Below are 15,908 nucleotides of genomic sequence, written 5' to 3'. Positions count from 1 at the left end.
TCAACTATGAGATTTCAAAAATATATAGCAGTTCTGGCGGTTTCGACTCTGAGTCTGACCCTCGACTCCTGCAACGAAAGTCTTGATATACCTGCTCAGGGTGCCCTGAGCGATGAAGTACTCGCTACCCGCAGCGGTGTCGACGCCCTCCTCAACGGAGCCTATGCCGCTCTGGATGGTCAGTACAACAACGGTGGAGCTCTGAACCTGGCGGGTGGTAACGCCTGGGAAGCTTCTCCCAGCAACTGGGTATACGGTAGTATAGCCGGTGGTGACGCCCATAAGGGTAGTGACGGTAGTGACCAGCCTGCCATTGATGCCATCGCCAAATTCACGGCCGATGCCAGCAACGGATACTTCAACAGCAAGTGGCGTACCCTGTACGAAGGTGTCAACCGTACCAACTCGGTACTGCGTGTACTCGCGCAGACCACCGGAATTACTGAGGCCGAGCGCACCAGCTTTGCGGCTCAGGCCCGCTTCTTGCGCGGACACTACTACTTCGAGCTGAAGAAGATGTGGAACAATGTACCCTGGATCGACGAAACGGTCGAAACAGCGGCTGCTGGCTTCGTACCCAACAACGAGAACATCTGGCCAAAGATCGAAGCAGATTTCAAATTCGCGATGGACAACCTGCCCGCTACGCAGGCAGAAATCGGACGCGTGAACAAATGGGCGGCAGCTACCTACCTGGCTAAGACGCACCTGTACCAGAAGGAGTACGCGGAAGCCAAGCCTCTGTTCGATCAGGTGATCAACCAGGGTGTGACCAGCAACGGTCTGAAGTACGCGCTGGTAACGAAGTTCCACGATAACTTCAACGCCGCTACCGAGAACAACTCGGAGTCGGTATTCCAGATTCAGATGGTAGCCAACGACGGAACCAACACCATCGCCAATGCTAACCAGGGGGATATGCTGAACTTCCCCTACGGAAACAGCCCTTTCCGCTGCTGCGGCTTCTTCCAGCCCTCGCACGACCTGGCTAACTCGTACCGTACTGACGCGACCGGACTCCCTGTGGTTGATAGCTACAACAACAACCCGATCAAGAATGACCAGGGTGTAGCTTCCAGTCAGCCTTTCACTCCTGATGCCGGTCCGGTAGACCCTCGTATCGACTGGACGATCGGCCGTCGTGGTATACCTTATCTGGACTGGGGTAACCACCCTGGTGCTGACTGGGTTCGTAGCCCGGGCCAGACGTACGCCGGACCTTACTCGCCTAAGAAGAACATCTACATGCAGGCTACTCAGGACCTGTACGCTGATCAGCATTCATGGGCACCCGGTACCGCTATTAACTGGAATGTCATCCGTTTTGCTGACGTACTGCTGATGGCTGCCGAAGTAGAAGCCCAGCTGGGTAACCTGGCACAGGCTCAGACCTATGTAAACATGGTACGTACCCGCGCCGCTAACCCTGTTAACTACGTGTACACCTATACCAACCCGGCTACTCCGCTGGCAGGATATACCAGTACTCCGGCCGCTAATTATAAGATCAGCGTATATCCTGAGGGAACATTCGCACAGATGGGTAAAGAAGGTGCTCTCAAAGCCATCTACTTCGAGCGTAAGCTTGAGCTGGCCATGGAAGGTCACCGCTTCTTTGACCTGGTTCGCTGGGATATCGCCGAGCCTACCCTCAACGCCTACTTCAACTACGAAGGTACGGTGACGACGGATGTGCGCGGTGGACGTTTTATCAAGGGTATAAATGACTACTTCCCTATTCCTCAGCGTCAGCTTGACCTGAGCCGTTCGGGAGGTAATTCGGTACTGACCCAGAACCCCGGATACAACTAATTCTTGTATATCCATACATGATCAGAGAGGCAGTCATCCTACTGCCTCTTTTTTTTAGGTATGGGGTCTCCATCATCTGTACGCCGTTTATAATCAGTAAAAAAATAAGAGCAGCCGGCTTTTTAATGCGGCTGCTCTTGTATTTTAGCCCCTACTCCCGTTCGGAGAAGGTCCCCTGTTTCTAACCTCACTCTATACCACTACTATGGCCGCACTTAGTAAATATCTCCCCGGCTTCAAAGCCACCTGTTTGACCGTAGGTATTCTGGACATGTTCCTGGCCAGTACCATGCTGATCGGAGGCGTAATGGAAAAGATGGCGGAGTTCAAAGTACCCGCCCCACTCCTGGCCTCCCCCCACTACCACGACGCCATGTTCTGGGTATTTCTGCACATGTTTATGATCGGTGTACTGATCACGATGATCGGCATCCTGGCCGAAAACCCGGTGAAGCAACTCTGGGTAGCCCGCGTACTGGTACTGATGCACTGCGTGTATTTCACGCTGGATATCCGCACCTCCGACAACTACTTCGGTAGCGCCCTCTACCAGGGGCCCAGCTCGGTAGCTCCGGTATTCATTGACCTGTTGTACATCCTGCTGTTCCTGCGATTGAGCTTTACCACTTCCGTTAAAAAAACAGAAGAGGCGGTGGTGGCGTAGGTTACAGACCGCTCCGATAAGTACCATGAATAGGCAGGTCTGCTTGCCAGGGGCAGTGTCTCTACCTGACGCGGAATATCCGATGTCCGGTATAGACCTGCCCGAACATATCCTGAGTCCTGATCATGAGCAGATGGGTACCCACCGGAAGACCAGCTGGTAGCTTTCCTTCCCACATGTGGTATGACATCTCCGGGCTATCCATCTGCCAGCCAAAAACGGTGTCCAGTTGAGTATCATTGACTTTGGCTTCCAGAAACGGATTGTACACCTGCATAGCCGCAACTCCCGGATCGTGCATGGGCGTATAGGCTATTTCATTCCAGTCTGTATGCCCTTTTATCTTCATCTCTACCTTAGAGCGGGAGGAGCCCGCAAACACATTTACAACCAGTGAGGTAGTATTCAGTCCGGCCTGAGGTATGTCATCCGGCAGGTATATGTTCATTTGGTAGTCGGCGGGGCGGCGGGCCGCCTTGAACCGGATAGAGTAGCTATTCCCGTCAAAGGTGAGTAGCGAGTAGCCATTGGGTGCGCCATCGTTCATAGTCGCGTGCGGGATACCGGTTTCATCCCTGATCCCGCACCACCAACTCCCGCAGACCGTCGCGTTGATAAAGTGATGGTGTGGCTTCGGCCCGTGCCAGTCCAGCTTTTCATCGGCGAATACATGAGCCATCTTGTGCGTATGACCGGCAATGGATAAGGTATGCGGGCGGGCCTTCAGAATGTCAAACAGTTCCTTCCGGTTGTCGCAGGATACGATGGGCGCGTGCATGACCAGGACTACCAGCTTATCGTCCGGGACCAGGGCCAGGTAGTTTCGGACAAAGTCCAGTTGCTGCTCCGTAAAGTGGGCCTTGTATTTTCCTTCGGGATTGAAGTAGACATTCTTCAGCGAAATAAACACGACCTGTCCGTACTCAAAGGCGTAGGTACTGGGTCCGTAGTAGCGTTCAAAGGTTTCGTCGGTGTAGCGGTCGTCCGGGGCTCCGCGGTTGAAGTCATGGTTGCCGAATACATTGTACCAGGGAATCCCGATCTGGCTTATGCTCTGGTTGATTTCCTGAAATAGATTCGGGTCATCGGCCACAATATCTCCCAGGCTAATCCCTAGCGTGGCCCCGGTACCGATGCACTCTTCCACCACATCATGGGTAACGTAGTTGACTTCCTTCATGCCCCGGGCCTGCGTATCCCCGAATACCAGCGCCTGAAACTTCTTATCTTCTTTCTGCGGCCAGAGGGGGAAATCAATGGAGGGGGGCAGATTACCGGTTGGGGCTATGCCAGCTACCTGTAATCGGGGCGAGCCCGCGGGCTTGTGCAGGTAGTAGTGCTGCGGAATCATATCAGCGTTGACGGGAGTCATATAGCCGGTCGGCTTGATCACGAAAAAACCGGTATCGTCTCCCGCAGGCAGGCTCCACCGGCCGTCTTTACCGGTCCTGACTACTTCGCGGCCGTTTGAGACACATATACCCGCTAAGGCAGGTTCGTCTCTGTCCAGTACCCGGTTTTTGTTCAGATCATGGAATACGGTACCGGAGGCCCGGTCTTGTGCCTGAGCCGTAAGAGTCAATAGTCCCAGAAGCAGGTAAACAGGAAGCAGGTTTTTCATTACAAGTAAGTCTATGAGGAGTTAGGCTCCTTATAGATTTACTTGTCTGGTGGGCATTCAGGCTATACAACCTCTCTGATTCCTGCTCTACTTGGTCAACGGAGCCTTGAGTAGTTTCTCAATCTGCTCCAGTCGGGCGGTAGCACTTCGGGTGGTACCGTAGAAGGCTCCGATGATCTTATCGCTCTGTGGCGCCTGCGGATTAACGGGATACAGGTTAGAGATCAGTACCTCGTCGTAGCCCGCGTCACTGCCCGAGCCAATCTGAAATATATATTGAATACAGGTAATTACCAGCTCGGCTTTGCCATCCACCGCCCACACGTGCAGCAAGTGGGTAGCATCCACCGTAGATGTAATGCCGCCGGTGTTAGAGACCTGCACGTCTTTCAGGATACCCGCACCTCCCAGTACGATCACCGCACCGGCTACTTTTTCATCCAGCTTTTCGTACAGCCTGGCCTGGTAGTACTCCTTGGCGCGCTCATAGATGAGCTCTTTGGGGAATCCCGGAAGCTCTATGGTCTTTTTGTACTGAAGAAAGCCGTCCGCATTTGTCTGCCACAATCCCTTGATTTCCGCGAGCCGCTCATCAGCCGTCTGGCTATACGCGCTGGTACTGATCAGTAGCAGGCAGATAGCCCATTGAAGTAATTTAAACATGGGTAGTCATTTAATTCATTCAAATAATGACCCTAAGATAGGCCTAATAGGTCAACCAGTGACAAGCTATTTCGGTTTAACCAATTCGTAAACGTTCTCCCCATCTTACATCAGCCTTGCTTCCTGTTGCTAGCTTTACTTTCTTGTATACATTCTACACTCAGCACCAGGATTTATCACCACTCAATCTCTATGAAAAGAACTACTTTACTAGCATATGCAGCGGCGGCTCTGGCGATAGCCGGCTGCGCTACTACCCAGAACTCCTCCAGCTCCACTACCCCACAGGAACAACACCGCCCGCAGTTCCACTTTACACCACCCGCCCAATGGATGAACGACCCCAACGGGATGGTCTACTACGACGGCGAGTACCACCTGTTTTACCAGCACAACCCGGATAGTACCGTTTGGGGCCCTATGCACTGGGGCCACGCCGTGAGTACCGACATGGTACACTGGGAGCACCTGCCCATAGCCCTCTACCCCGACTCACTGGGTACCATATTCTCAGGGAGTGCGGTGGTGGATGCAAACAATACCTCCGGCCTGGGCACCCGTGATACCCCGCCCATGGTAGCCATATATACTTACCACAATGCCGATGGGGAGCGGGCCGGACGTAACGACTTTCAGACCCAGGGCCTCGCCTACAGCCTGGACAAGGGACGTACCTGGAAAAAATACGAGCGGAACCCAATCCTGAAAAATCCGGGTATTAAAGACTTCCGTGATCCGAAGGTATCCTGGAATGAAAAGGCTAATCAATGGATCATGACGCTGGCGGTACTGGATCATATTGAGTTTTATGGCTCCGACAACCTGAAAGACTGGACTAAGCTGAGCGAGTTCGGGAAGAATGCCGGGGGCCATGGCGGCGTGTGGGAGTGCCCCGACCTGTTTCCGCTGACCATCAACGGACAGCAGAAGTGGGTCCTGCTGGTGAGTATCAACCCCGGCGGGCCTAATGGTGGCTCGGCTACGCAGTACTTCATCGGCAACTTCGACGGCCGCACCTTTACCAGCGACAACCCACCCCAGACTACCCTCTGGATCGACTATGGTACCGACAACTACGCCGGTGTCACCTGGGCCAATGTACCGGCCTCCGACGGGCGCCGGCTATTTCTGGGCTGGATGAGCAACTGGCTTTACGCCAACGAGGTACCTACCTCCACCTGGCGCAGCGCCATGACCGCTCCCCGCGAGCTAAGTCTGATTCAGACCGAAGCCGGTATACGACTGGCCAATGTACCCGTCAAAGAGATGCAAAAGCTACGCACCGGTACCACCCCTCTGAAAGCGCAGGAGGTAAATGGCCCCCTCGACCTCAGCGGCCAGTACAACCTGTCCATGCCCCTGCTGGAACTGGATCTGGACCTGGATGTAGCCCGGGCGCAGGAGGCGGTGCTCCGCTTTTCCAACTCCAAAGGCGAGCACCTCGACGTAGGCTACTCCGTAGCCGATAAGCAGCTATACATCGACCGCACCCAATCCGGCATGGTTAGCTTCAAGGATAACTTCCCGGGCGTATACAAAGCACCGCTCACCGTACAGGATGGCAAACTAAGATTACACCTCCTGCTGGATGTGGCGTCGGTAGAGGTATTTGCCAATGGCGGCCAGAGCGTGATGACCAGCATCTTCTTCCCGAACGAGTATTACAACAAGGTAGAGTTGATATCAAAAGGAATTACGGGCCTACAGGAGAGTAAGGCCTACCCGCTGCAGTCGACCCGGAAGTAGACTTTTTTAGATCAGGCAGAGAACCTAAAAGCCTGGCGGGCACCTTGCTCGCCGGGCTTTACTATTGTTATACTAAAGAGACCACACTTCTCAGACGCGCCCTATTTTAATCTCCTCTCCTTCAACCCCTAAGGTAAACTTTATTGGTTTATAGTATATTTCTCCTGTAAACAGTGATCTTTGTCACTATTTGTCTCTTTCTCCACCAGTACTTTTGCGTACCTGCCTGTATAGTGTTTTCTATACCTGTGGATCTAAATGGTACCTAATCTCCTTACCCTGTGATAAAGAATTTACTCCTTATCGATGATGATGAGCTTACCCTCTTCATCATTAACCGGTTCATGCTTAAACATCAGTTTGTCGAAAATATCATCAGTGTAAAAAATGGCCAGGAAGCGATTGAGTACTTTGAAAGGCTTACTGCCGGTGACGGAGTAGCGCCGGAGCTTATCATCATGGATATCATTATGCCCGTTATGACCGGCTGGGATTTTCTGGATGAGTATTCCCGGCGTTTCCAGCCCCAATTTCCTGCTACCCGTATCTGTGTGCTTTCTAACTCGGTATTTATGGAGGACGCCATAAAGGCCAGGAGCTATTCGGCCTGCTTTTCCTACATCACAAAGCCTCTGTCAAGCACCAAGATCAACAGATTAAAAACTAATAAGGCTCTGAAGCAGTATTTTGGAAGTGCACCAGGCAAAGTCTGACAGAGAGCAGCGCAAAGTGTGGCTTTGATAAAGCAGTAATCAGTAACAAAAAGAAGAGGGAGACCCCAACCGGTTAAAGTTCAAGTTTTCCCTCTTCTGCATATATAGTGGGTTATACCAGCTATAATCTTTTATACTATATTAGGTCGAATATCCGGCTTAGTTACCACTACCAGGTCGATTGGCGTTGCCAGCTCCGGTTCCTTCATCAGTTCCTGAACCGGTGCCAGTACCTGTTTCGTTGCCAGTACCGGTTCCGGCACCATTATTCATACCGTTGCCAGTTCCATTGCCATAGTAAGTGTTATAGGGACTGTACTCGTTTTCATCCAGCATACTATCACGGTTTCGGTCCCAACGGCCAAACAGACCAGTGCTGTACTCCTGCTGGCTTAGTCGCTTATCACCATCACCATCCCACTCACTGTACCAGCCACTCTGGTTAAAGCCCGTTCTGTACTCATTCTCATCCAGAGATCCATCCCGGTTGGCATCCCATTTATCCCAGGTCTGGTTCTCCATTCCAAAATCTTTAGAAGCCGTATTCCACTCATTCTGATCTACTTTGTTATCCCGGTTGGTATCCCAGGTGCGGTAGAAGCCCCCGCTATACTCATTCTCATCCAGGTAATTGTCGCGATTTGCATCCCACTCCCCATAACGGTTGTTAGAGGCGAAGTCGGTATTAAAGCGATTATTATCCCAGGTATTTTCGGCGGCCATTTCACTTTCTTCCTCATCTATTCGCTCTGAGGCGGTATTGGCATTTCTTTCCGAAGTATTACAGGCAACTGCTCCCATAAGGAAGAAAAGACAGATACCGTTAATGACTATATTCCGAACACTCTTTTCCTGCTTGTTCATAACTTTCATCTTTTATGGTTTTACATTACTAGTAGCAGTGGATCATAGCTAATCGCAGCCACTACTTCTAATCAGGTGAGCCAAAAGTTACTACCTGGCTTTCACCCGGTTACTGTATTCGTACTGACAGCAACACAGGAGAAAAGGCTAAAAAATAGTACCCGCGTGCCAGGCCTTCGGCCACAGCCGGTAGTGCCGTAACTCCGAATCTACAGCAGGTAGTGCCTGAAATAGTAGTTATTGAGCCTTAAATACCCATCTCAGCCCCTCAGTACCCACCCAACCAGTTATTCGGCACTGATACTGAGCTACCGGTACACTGTGGTCGAAAAACCTCAAAATGTCACCTTATGGTACAACGGTTACCCAGCGCTGCGGAACGCCCCACAACCTATATCTACCTAATGAACAAGAAGTTACGGAAGCTCCTGTACTATATGTATGGAAGTATAACCGGAAGCTGAAACAGACTAAACGGAAGGTTGCGTCCAGTTGCGGTAGGCCCGGTGAAAGCTGCTCAGGTCAGCGTAGCCGAGTAGCTGGGCTACTTCGGCCTTTCTGGACTGGCGGTTGCTCATCAGCGACAGCGCCAGCTCTTTCCGGAGTTCGTTGCTTACCTGGCGGTAGGTAATTTTTTCTTCTGATAATCGGCGCTGAAAGGTTCGCAGACTCATGTTCATGTGGGCCGCTACTACCTCAATGGGAGGTACCCGCCCGCCAAACTGACTCAGAAGTACCTCCTTGATCTCATCCGCCAGGGACTTTTGTACCGCCAGAGCATTTTGCTTTTCAGTAAGCAGCAGGTTAAAGAAGGAGTACAATGATTTGTCGTAGGTAATGGTGGGAGCAGCTATATCCTCCTGCCGGTACACCAGGCTATTGCGGTCGGCCCCGAATACCACCCGGGTCTGTAGTACCCGCTCGTACTCCTGCGGCGACCGCCTGGGGAAGGCCAGCTCCGCGCGCAGGGGAGTAACTTTCTTATCCGCATAAATCCGAAAACCCGTGGTGATCGAGGCCATCATCAGCTCTACCGCCTGCCGACAGCTCTCAGGGTACTTGTTGCGGTAGGTAGCCACCGGCTCGTAGTAAAAGTGGTATTCCCCCCCGCGGCTTTCGGTGGAAAACGTAAAGATGGTGGATACCGTGTTGTTGTACTTTACCAGCACGATCAGGGCCTCTTCCAGCGTAGAGCAGCTTTGCATCAGGTAGCCTAGCATACCCAGACCCGCAAAATTAGGATCTTCACCCATGTGCAGGGCCAGCAGCGGATCACCCGTCATGTCCAGCGCATGATCCCAGGCTCCCGCCGAAATCTCCCAGTAGGTGAGCTTTTCGGCATCATTCAGATCCGTGGGGGCTATGCCCACGCGCTGACACAACTGCTGAAAATTGGCACCGTGCTTGACGGCTCCGTATATGATCAACCGCAGGATAGAGTTCTGCACCTTCATGGCATCAAATGGGATAAGATTGGCGTGTACTGTCTACTACCGGGCTGGGAGTTATGCTGAAATTTGTATCAAGATAATCAGTAAAAACAAGACGAAATAGATCGACACCTCAAAATTTTAATTAACTCAAAAAACACGAAAGCCATGACAAAGACAGTACTAGTAACCGGAGCCACCGGCTCACAAGGAAATGCCGTAGCGCGCCACCTGCTGAAGCGGGGCTTCACCGTCCGCGCCCTCACCCGTAACCCTGCTAATCCCAAGGCTCAGGCCCTGGCGCAAATGGGAGCCATTATCGTTCAGGGGGATCTGGAACAGCCCGACAGCCTGGTGCAGGCCCTGCGGGGTTGCGACGCGGTGTTTTCGATGCAAAACTACTGGGAAAAAGGCGTAGGCCTGGAAGGTGAACAACGCCAGGCCCTGCATATGATCAATGCCGCCCGCCAGGCCGGTATCCGCCACTTCGTCCAAAGCTCCATTGCCGGAGCGGATAGTGCCCAGGGTATACCGCATATCGAGTCCAAGTGGCTCATCGAAGAAAAGGTACGGGCCAGCGGCCTGACCTATACCTTCCTGCGTACGGTGTTCTTTATGGACAGTGTGTTTAATCCCAAGTACGATGGCTTCATCTCCATGCTGCGTGGCGTCCTGGACGACCACGTACCGGGGCATCACCTCATAGCTATGGACGACCTAGGCGCCGTGGCCGCGGAGGTCATCGCCCGGCCCGACCCCTACCTTAATAAAGCCATCCATGTATCCAGTGATATCCTGTCCGGCGAAGAAATGAAGACCATTGTGAAGGAGGTGACCGGCAAAAATAAGTCCCGCTTCAAGGTACAACCCTGGATGCTCTGGCTCTTAGGCCGGGAGTTTTACCGGCAGATGCAGTGGAACAGGACCCGTCCCTGGCAGTTCGGGCTGGACGAAACCCGGCAGATCTACCCGCAGCTTACCAGCTTCCGTAACTACGTAGAAACTCACAAAGAGCTGGTCTAGTACCTATGAATAAAATACCAAAGAACCCCTGCCGGCACGAAAGCCTCAGGGGTTCTTTGGTATTTATTAGATTGATTCCTTGCTTTGCCGGAAAGACCTACTTGTTCATTGTTTTGGCGGGGTCAATGGCCTTTTTATCAATGGTCGTATTCTGTCCGTCGATAACCATCCATTTACCACCTTTCTTTTCCATAATCATGGTCATAACTCCCGTGGAGTAGTCACTCATGTCGGTACCATCCGGCATTTTCCAGCCGTCCAGTTGCCAGTTATGCCGGACCAGGGCCAGATCAGGCCGCAGCATCTTTACTTCCGAATTCAGGATCTTGTGGGTAGTCTTGTTGAACATCATGTCCATGAATATATTCAGCGAGTGGCGGTGTTCTTTCACATTATGCCACCACATGCCTACTACATTCACCCACTGCGCCTCCGGCGTAAAGTAGCTGAAGTACTTTTCCGTGTTGTGCTCATTCCAGGCTTGTACGGTACCATCCAGTACCTGTACTATAGCCTTTTCGTCGGCGGCGGATGGTTTACTGGTCTGAGCATGGGCTGAGCCTGCTGCCAATGCTATCAGGAGAAAACAGATTACCTTTTTCATAGTACTCTATCTATTTTGGTGATAGAGCGAAATTAGAGCCTGCCGCTCCGGAATAATAGTAAAATTCCGACATCAGAAAGGGTTGCCCGGGAAGATCTTGACGGGGGAGCGTTCTTCTTCTTTCATAAGGCCGGTGGGCGTAACGTGAGCGAATAGCTTGAAGTCCCGGATCAGGTGCATCTGATCGTAGTACCCACACTGGTATACAATATCCTGCCAGTCCAGCTGGGGCTGCCGGTCCTTCATCCGGTACGCCTGCGCAAACCGGACCACCCGCATAAACAGCTTCGGACTCATCCCTACCCTTTCCAGAAACTTCCGCTCAAACTGCCTCGGGCTGAGGCACGACTGGTCGGCCAGCCAGTCCAGTGAGTACTGCCGCGAATGGAGCATGAGCTGAGCCACTTTATCAATCGCATGGACTTCGGATTGGCGGAGGGCTATCTTTTTCAGCAAGAACTTTTCGATCAGCCGGATCATATCCGGGTAGGTATTCAGGGCCCGGAGCTGCTCATTGATTTCACTGATCTCCTGACCCAGCAGTTGGTGGCTATCCACTGACTGATCTAGTAACTGCCACATGGGCATACCCAACAGCCGGAACAACCCGCCGGGCTGAAATCCCACCTTGATGGTCAGGTGCTCGTGGCTCATCTTGATATCGACCCGCGCTACCTGCGGGCCTACAATAATACTAGGGGGACTGAACTCCTCTTTTTCGAGGGCGTAGTTAAATACCTCCACAGCGTCACGCGCGTAGAAAAACAGACACTGCTCCGGATTGGTCGGGTAGGGTTTTACGACGGGAGGCTGATGCCTGTCCAGATGGACGTGCATCAGCATGTAGTTGCTGACGATAGGCTGAAGCGCCTGGCAGGGCCGATAGAATTGAACAAACATAGCAACAATCCATTTTCCTCTTCCACTGTTACTAATCCGGCAAGCCCTTACGTACCTGTCCGACCACTGCTATGGCGACAGATCCAGGCCTTTTGCCCTTGTCGATAGGACCACCGATAAGGGCAAAAGACCTGGACTTTTTAAAGTTACTTAGGTAACGCCGGGGTTGAGTAGGCGGGTACCGTGACATTGAGGGTACCCTTCTGTTCCAGCAGGCGCAGGGCTTCCTGCACCGCCCGTTCCAGCTGCGGATCGCGGCCACTGTCCAGTGATTTGGTATCCTGACGTACCTCTATGTCGGGGGCTACGCCTTCGTTTTCGGCCACCCATTTTTTATTGATCGGGTCAAATACGGCATTGTCCGGGGCGGTGAGGGCTCCCCCATCCACCAGCGGGTAGTGTACCGACGACTTCACCAGGCCTCCCCAGGTACGGGCACCGATCAGTGGGCCTACCTTCTGCTGCCGGAATACCCACGGGAAGAAGTCCCCGCCCGAACCGGCCAGCTCGTTGATGAGCAGTACCTTGGGCCCGATGATACCGGCCGGCAGACGAATGGGAGCACCGTTGGGTACTTCATTGGTGAGTGATGCCCGCAGGCTGCGCGTCATCAGATCTACCATATAGTCGTCAAGGAGACCACCTCCGTTGTAGCGCTCGTCGATCACGGCTCCTTCCTTGTCCTGCTGCGCAAAGTAGTAGCGGTTAAAGGACACAAAGCCATTGCCGCCCGTATTAGGTACCCATATATAGGCCAGCTTGCCATTGGAGAGCTTGTCCACCATCCGGCGGTTATCCTCCACCCAGGCCCGCTGACGCAGCGCGTTGTCGTTCCCAATGGGCTTCACGATTTCTTTCCACGCTCCTTCAAACTGGGGCGTCTTGTTGATATGCAGCACCGTCTGGCGGTCTACGGTACCATCCAGCATGCGGTACGGATCGTCGGCGTCGGTCATTTCCCGGCCGTTGATGCCTACCAGGTAGTAGCCCTCCTGCACGTTGATACCGGGACGGTCCAGCGGACTGGATAGTTCGGGGTTCCAGCTTTCGGTGGTGTAAATACGTTTGATCTTCCAGCGCTTGTTGTCCGCTACCAGATCCGCGCCCAGCAGTCCTACCGAAGGCTTATCCACCTCGGGGTAGTCGCCGCCAAACACAAAGCTATGCCCTACCGACAGCTCACCATTGACCTGGTCTAGTATAGTCGTCAGGTCGGCGCGGTGCTTGATGTAAGGTACCAGCGGCGCGTAGCGCTCGTATACTTCCTGCCAGTTACGGCCGTGCATGTTGGGGTCGTAGAAGTAGTCCCGCTCGTAGCGCCAGGCCTCCTCAAACATCTGCTGCCACTCTTCGCTGCGGTCCAGCTTCATCTGCAGGTTTACCTTTACTTCCTTCCCATCCGAGCCGCTGGGCTTGTTGGTATCCATCATCTTCCAGCTGTTGCCTACTTTGGCGAGCATTTTGGTACCATCGGCCGTTACCGACACCTGGCTGGCTCCGCTTGCGTACTCCTTGGCCTCGCGGTCGTCCAACTTGAACTTCTGCAGGGTCAGGCCGGGAGTATTGGGCTTCTGCTCCCCGATGAACACCGTTCCGGCGGGGCCATTGATCAGCAGCGGGTAGTTACGCTTAGGCAGGGGCAACGCCATGGTCCGGCGCTCGATGCCGTCAAAGTCAACCTGTACCACGTCCAGCTTCTGGGTGGTACTATCCTTGGCGGCGGTCTCTTTGGGGCCTTTGCTTTTGCCCCCCTTGCCTTTGGGTTTATCCTCCGGCTTCTGCATGGCTACTTCGGGCTTTTTCTCCTCTTTTATGTCTTCCTCGTCACTCTTGGGCTTAAAGGGTGACGGGTCTTCCTTACTCAGGTTTACCACGTAAGCGGCGTACTCGGGGCGGGCGGTCATGGAGCTGGTGTTGGCCCAGCCCGAGCCCAGCGCCACTTCGGTACTCGCCAGGAAGTAGAGGTGCTTCTTGTCCAGATCCCAGGTCGGGGCAAAAGCATCGGCCATGGGGTTGGTGATGGGCTGGGATTTGCCGCTTTTCTGCGACCACAGGTGGATACCTCTGAAATTGTTCCTGCCGCTCTTGCTGTACGCCAGCCACTGCGAGTCGGGCGACCAGGTCAGTCCCATGTCTCCGCGCTCGAGGTTGGTACCGCCCACATCCACCGTGCGTACCGTACCGGCTTTCAGATCTACCACCCGTACCCGTACATCATCATCCACAAAGGCAATGTACTTGCCATCGGGCGACCAGCGCGGCTCCCAGGCCATCTTGGACTCACCGATAGCGATGGAGAGGGGCTTGGACATACCATCCTGCGCAGTGATCATCAGGCTATAGCCCTTGCGGCCCTGATCCGAAAACCAGGCGATCTCGTTGCCGCTGGGCGACCAGATGGGGGCGCGGTCGGCGGTGCCGGAGCTTTGGGTAATATTGCGGGCATCGCCGTTCTCGACGGGTACCGTAAATATCTCTCCCCTTGCCTCCATAATGGCCCGCTTACCCGCGGGTGACAGCGAGGCCGAACGGGCCGACTTCGTCACATCCTCCCACTTCGTAGCCGCCCAGGGAAAATCTCCCTGAATAGTGATAGGGAGCTGGCGACTGGTACCCGTCGCCGGGTTGAGCAGGTACAGGTAGCCGTCCCGCTCGTAGGCCAACTGGTTACCCGTTCCGGCCAACGACTTGATATCGCTGCCTTTCAGGGAGGTCACCTGCTTGATGGCTTTGGTGGCCGGGGCATATGACCAGATGTTGGTCGTACCGTCGCGGTCCGACAGGAAGTAGATGGTCTCGCCCAGCCACAGCGGCTGTATGTCTACCGTCGAGGCGTTGGGGAGCAACTCCTCCGAGCGGTCTTTGAGGTTCAGGATGATCAGGGGGGTATTCTGGCCGCCCCGGTACCCGCGCCACTCCGAGTCCCAGCGGTCCATGCGGTCGAGGACCAGCCGCTGTCCGTCGGAGGCGTAGGACGCATCAAAGCCCCACTGCTGCGTCAGTATCGTCGAGGGCCCACCCATAGTCGGTACCGTCCACAGGCGCTCGTAGGCGGTAGGGGCGGCATCGCGCGATGAGGCATAAAGTACCTGTTTGCCGTCGGGCGTCCAGCCGCGAACGGAGGAGCCGCTGGGGTGCCAGGTCAGGCGGGTGGCGTCGCCTCCCTCCACGGGTACGGTATAGACGGCGTTGCTGCCCGAGCGGTTGGAGGTAAAGGCCACCAGCTTACCATCGGGCGAGAAATGCGGATCGCGCTCCACGGCGGGGGTACTCGTGAGCCGGCGCAGGCCCTGGCCGTTGAGGTCGGTTACCCACAGGTCGCCGCCGTACACGAAGGCAATGTGGGTACCACTTAGGGTAGGCTGCTGGAGCAGCCGCGTTCCTTGCGCCAAGGCCTGGGCCTGACTAAGCAGGCTGCACAGGGCAAAAACAGAAAACGCCCGTAGCAGCCTCAGGGATGCCAGACGGGCGCGGCCGGACCTACGGCACCAGCGGGCGGTAAAGTACATGTGGTTCATGGTTATTGATGGCTAAAAATGCGCTACATCCTTACTCTCAGCGCAATAGTACGACAAAGGTGGAGGGGAAGCAATAGGGATTGTAGAAGTTACTTTGGGAGATACTATGTTTGGAGTTAAGTATAAGCTTAATAAAAAAACACAAACAGTACTTGAAGAAAAGTAAGGAAACAAATTAAGGTGAAAAAGACTCTTGGAGCTGATCAACAGCGTCAAATGCTAAATCCTCATCTTTATCAAGGATAGTGCTTAAGATATCACTATGGTGCTCCCCAACTGTTGGACAGATTTGGCATCAAATTAAGAAGTAGTCCTTCTATTCAGAAATTGCATTATTATCTTTTTCCCTC

At 53.7% G+C, this 15,908-nt stretch carries 12 protein-coding genes; 5 read left to right on the top strand and 7 right to left on the bottom strand.

Annotated elements, in window-relative coordinates; translation table 11 throughout:
* The first annotated feature begins 6 nt into the window (after nucleotides 1–6).
* Both JUB14_RS26035 and JUB14_RS26030 read left to right on the top strand, forming a co-directional pair.
* Nucleotides 7–1,812 (top strand): RagB/SusD family nutrient uptake outer membrane protein, encoded by a 1,806-nt coding sequence (locus tag JUB14_RS26035; protein WP_207509806.1) that lies wholly within the window; start codon nucleotides 7–9, stop codon nucleotides 1,810–1,812.
* A gap of 205 nt (nucleotides 1,813–2,017) precedes the next feature.
* A complete protein-coding gene (locus JUB14_RS26030; protein WP_207509805.1) occupies nucleotides 2,018–2,476 on the top strand; it encodes a hypothetical protein in 459 nt (152 codons plus the stop codon).
* A gap of 61 nt (nucleotides 2,477–2,537) precedes the next feature.
* Here the strand turns inward: JUB14_RS26030 and JUB14_RS26025 are convergent, their stop codons facing one another.
* Together JUB14_RS26025 and JUB14_RS26020 are read right to left on the bottom strand one after the other, a co-directional pair.
* Nucleotides 2,538–4,097, bottom strand: coding sequence for a calcineurin-like phosphoesterase C-terminal domain-containing protein (locus tag JUB14_RS26025; RefSeq protein ID WP_207509804.1), 1,560 nt, complete (start codon nucleotides 4,095–4,097; stop codon nucleotides 2,538–2,540).
* A gap of 87 nt (nucleotides 4,098–4,184) precedes the next feature.
* Nucleotides 4,185–4,760, bottom strand: coding sequence for a DUF4468 domain-containing protein (locus JUB14_RS26020; RefSeq protein WP_207509803.1), 576 nt, complete (start codon nucleotides 4,758–4,760; stop codon nucleotides 4,185–4,187).
* Nucleotides 4,761–4,952: 192 nt separating this feature from the next.
* Between JUB14_RS26020 and JUB14_RS26015 the strand changes: the two genes are divergently transcribed.
* Both JUB14_RS26015 and JUB14_RS26010 read left to right on the top strand, forming a co-directional pair.
* A complete protein-coding gene (locus JUB14_RS26015) occupies nucleotides 4,953–6,506 on the top strand; it encodes a glycoside hydrolase family 32 protein (protein ID WP_207509802.1) in 1,554 nt (517 codons plus the stop codon).
* A gap of 281 nt (nucleotides 6,507–6,787) precedes the next feature.
* Nucleotides 6,788–7,219, top strand: a complete 432-nt coding sequence (locus JUB14_RS26010; protein ID WP_207509801.1) for a response regulator — start codon at nucleotides 6,788–6,790, stop codon at nucleotides 7,217–7,219.
* Between the two features lie 159 nt (nucleotides 7,220–7,378).
* On the opposite strand, the gene JUB14_RS26005 is transcribed toward JUB14_RS26010, so the two are convergent.
* Nucleotides 7,379–8,092, bottom strand: a complete 714-nt coding sequence (locus JUB14_RS26005; RefSeq protein ID WP_207509800.1) for an EF-hand domain-containing protein — start codon at nucleotides 8,090–8,092, stop codon at nucleotides 7,379–7,381.
* Nucleotides 8,093–8,553: 461 nt separating this feature from the next.
* Nucleotides 8,554–9,537 (bottom strand): AraC family transcriptional regulator, encoded by a 984-nt coding sequence (locus tag JUB14_RS26000; protein ID WP_207509799.1) that lies wholly within the window; start codon nucleotides 9,535–9,537, stop codon nucleotides 8,554–8,556.
* 144 nt (nucleotides 9,538–9,681) lie between these two features.
* Here JUB14_RS26000 and JUB14_RS25995 point away from each other — a divergent pair, with 144 nt between their 5' ends.
* Nucleotides 9,682–10,536, top strand: coding sequence for an NmrA/HSCARG family protein (locus JUB14_RS25995; protein WP_207509798.1), 855 nt, complete (start codon nucleotides 9,682–9,684; stop codon nucleotides 10,534–10,536).
* Between the two features lie 97 nt (nucleotides 10,537–10,633).
* On the opposite strand, the gene JUB14_RS25990 is transcribed toward JUB14_RS25995, so the two are convergent.
* The 3 genes from JUB14_RS25990 to JUB14_RS25980 form a co-directional block, all read right to left on the bottom strand.
* Nucleotides 10,634–11,140, bottom strand: a complete 507-nt coding sequence (locus tag JUB14_RS25990; protein WP_207509797.1) for an SgcJ/EcaC family oxidoreductase — start codon at nucleotides 11,138–11,140, stop codon at nucleotides 10,634–10,636.
* A gap of 72 nt (nucleotides 11,141–11,212) precedes the next feature.
* A complete protein-coding gene (locus tag JUB14_RS25985; protein WP_207509796.1) occupies nucleotides 11,213–12,040 on the bottom strand; it encodes a helix-turn-helix domain-containing protein in 828 nt (275 codons plus the stop codon).
* Between the two features lie 146 nt (nucleotides 12,041–12,186).
* Nucleotides 12,187–15,558, bottom strand: a complete 3,372-nt coding sequence (locus tag JUB14_RS25980; protein ID WP_207509795.1) for a S41 family peptidase — start codon at nucleotides 15,556–15,558, stop codon at nucleotides 12,187–12,189.
* Between the last annotated feature and the right edge of the window lie 350 nt (nucleotides 15,559–15,908).

Source organism: Telluribacter humicola (assembly GCF_017355935.1).
Lineage (GTDB): Bacteria > Bacteroidota > Bacteroidia > Cytophagales > Spirosomataceae > Telluribacter > Telluribacter humicola.
This window is presented reverse-complemented; position numbering and strand designations above follow the sequence as displayed.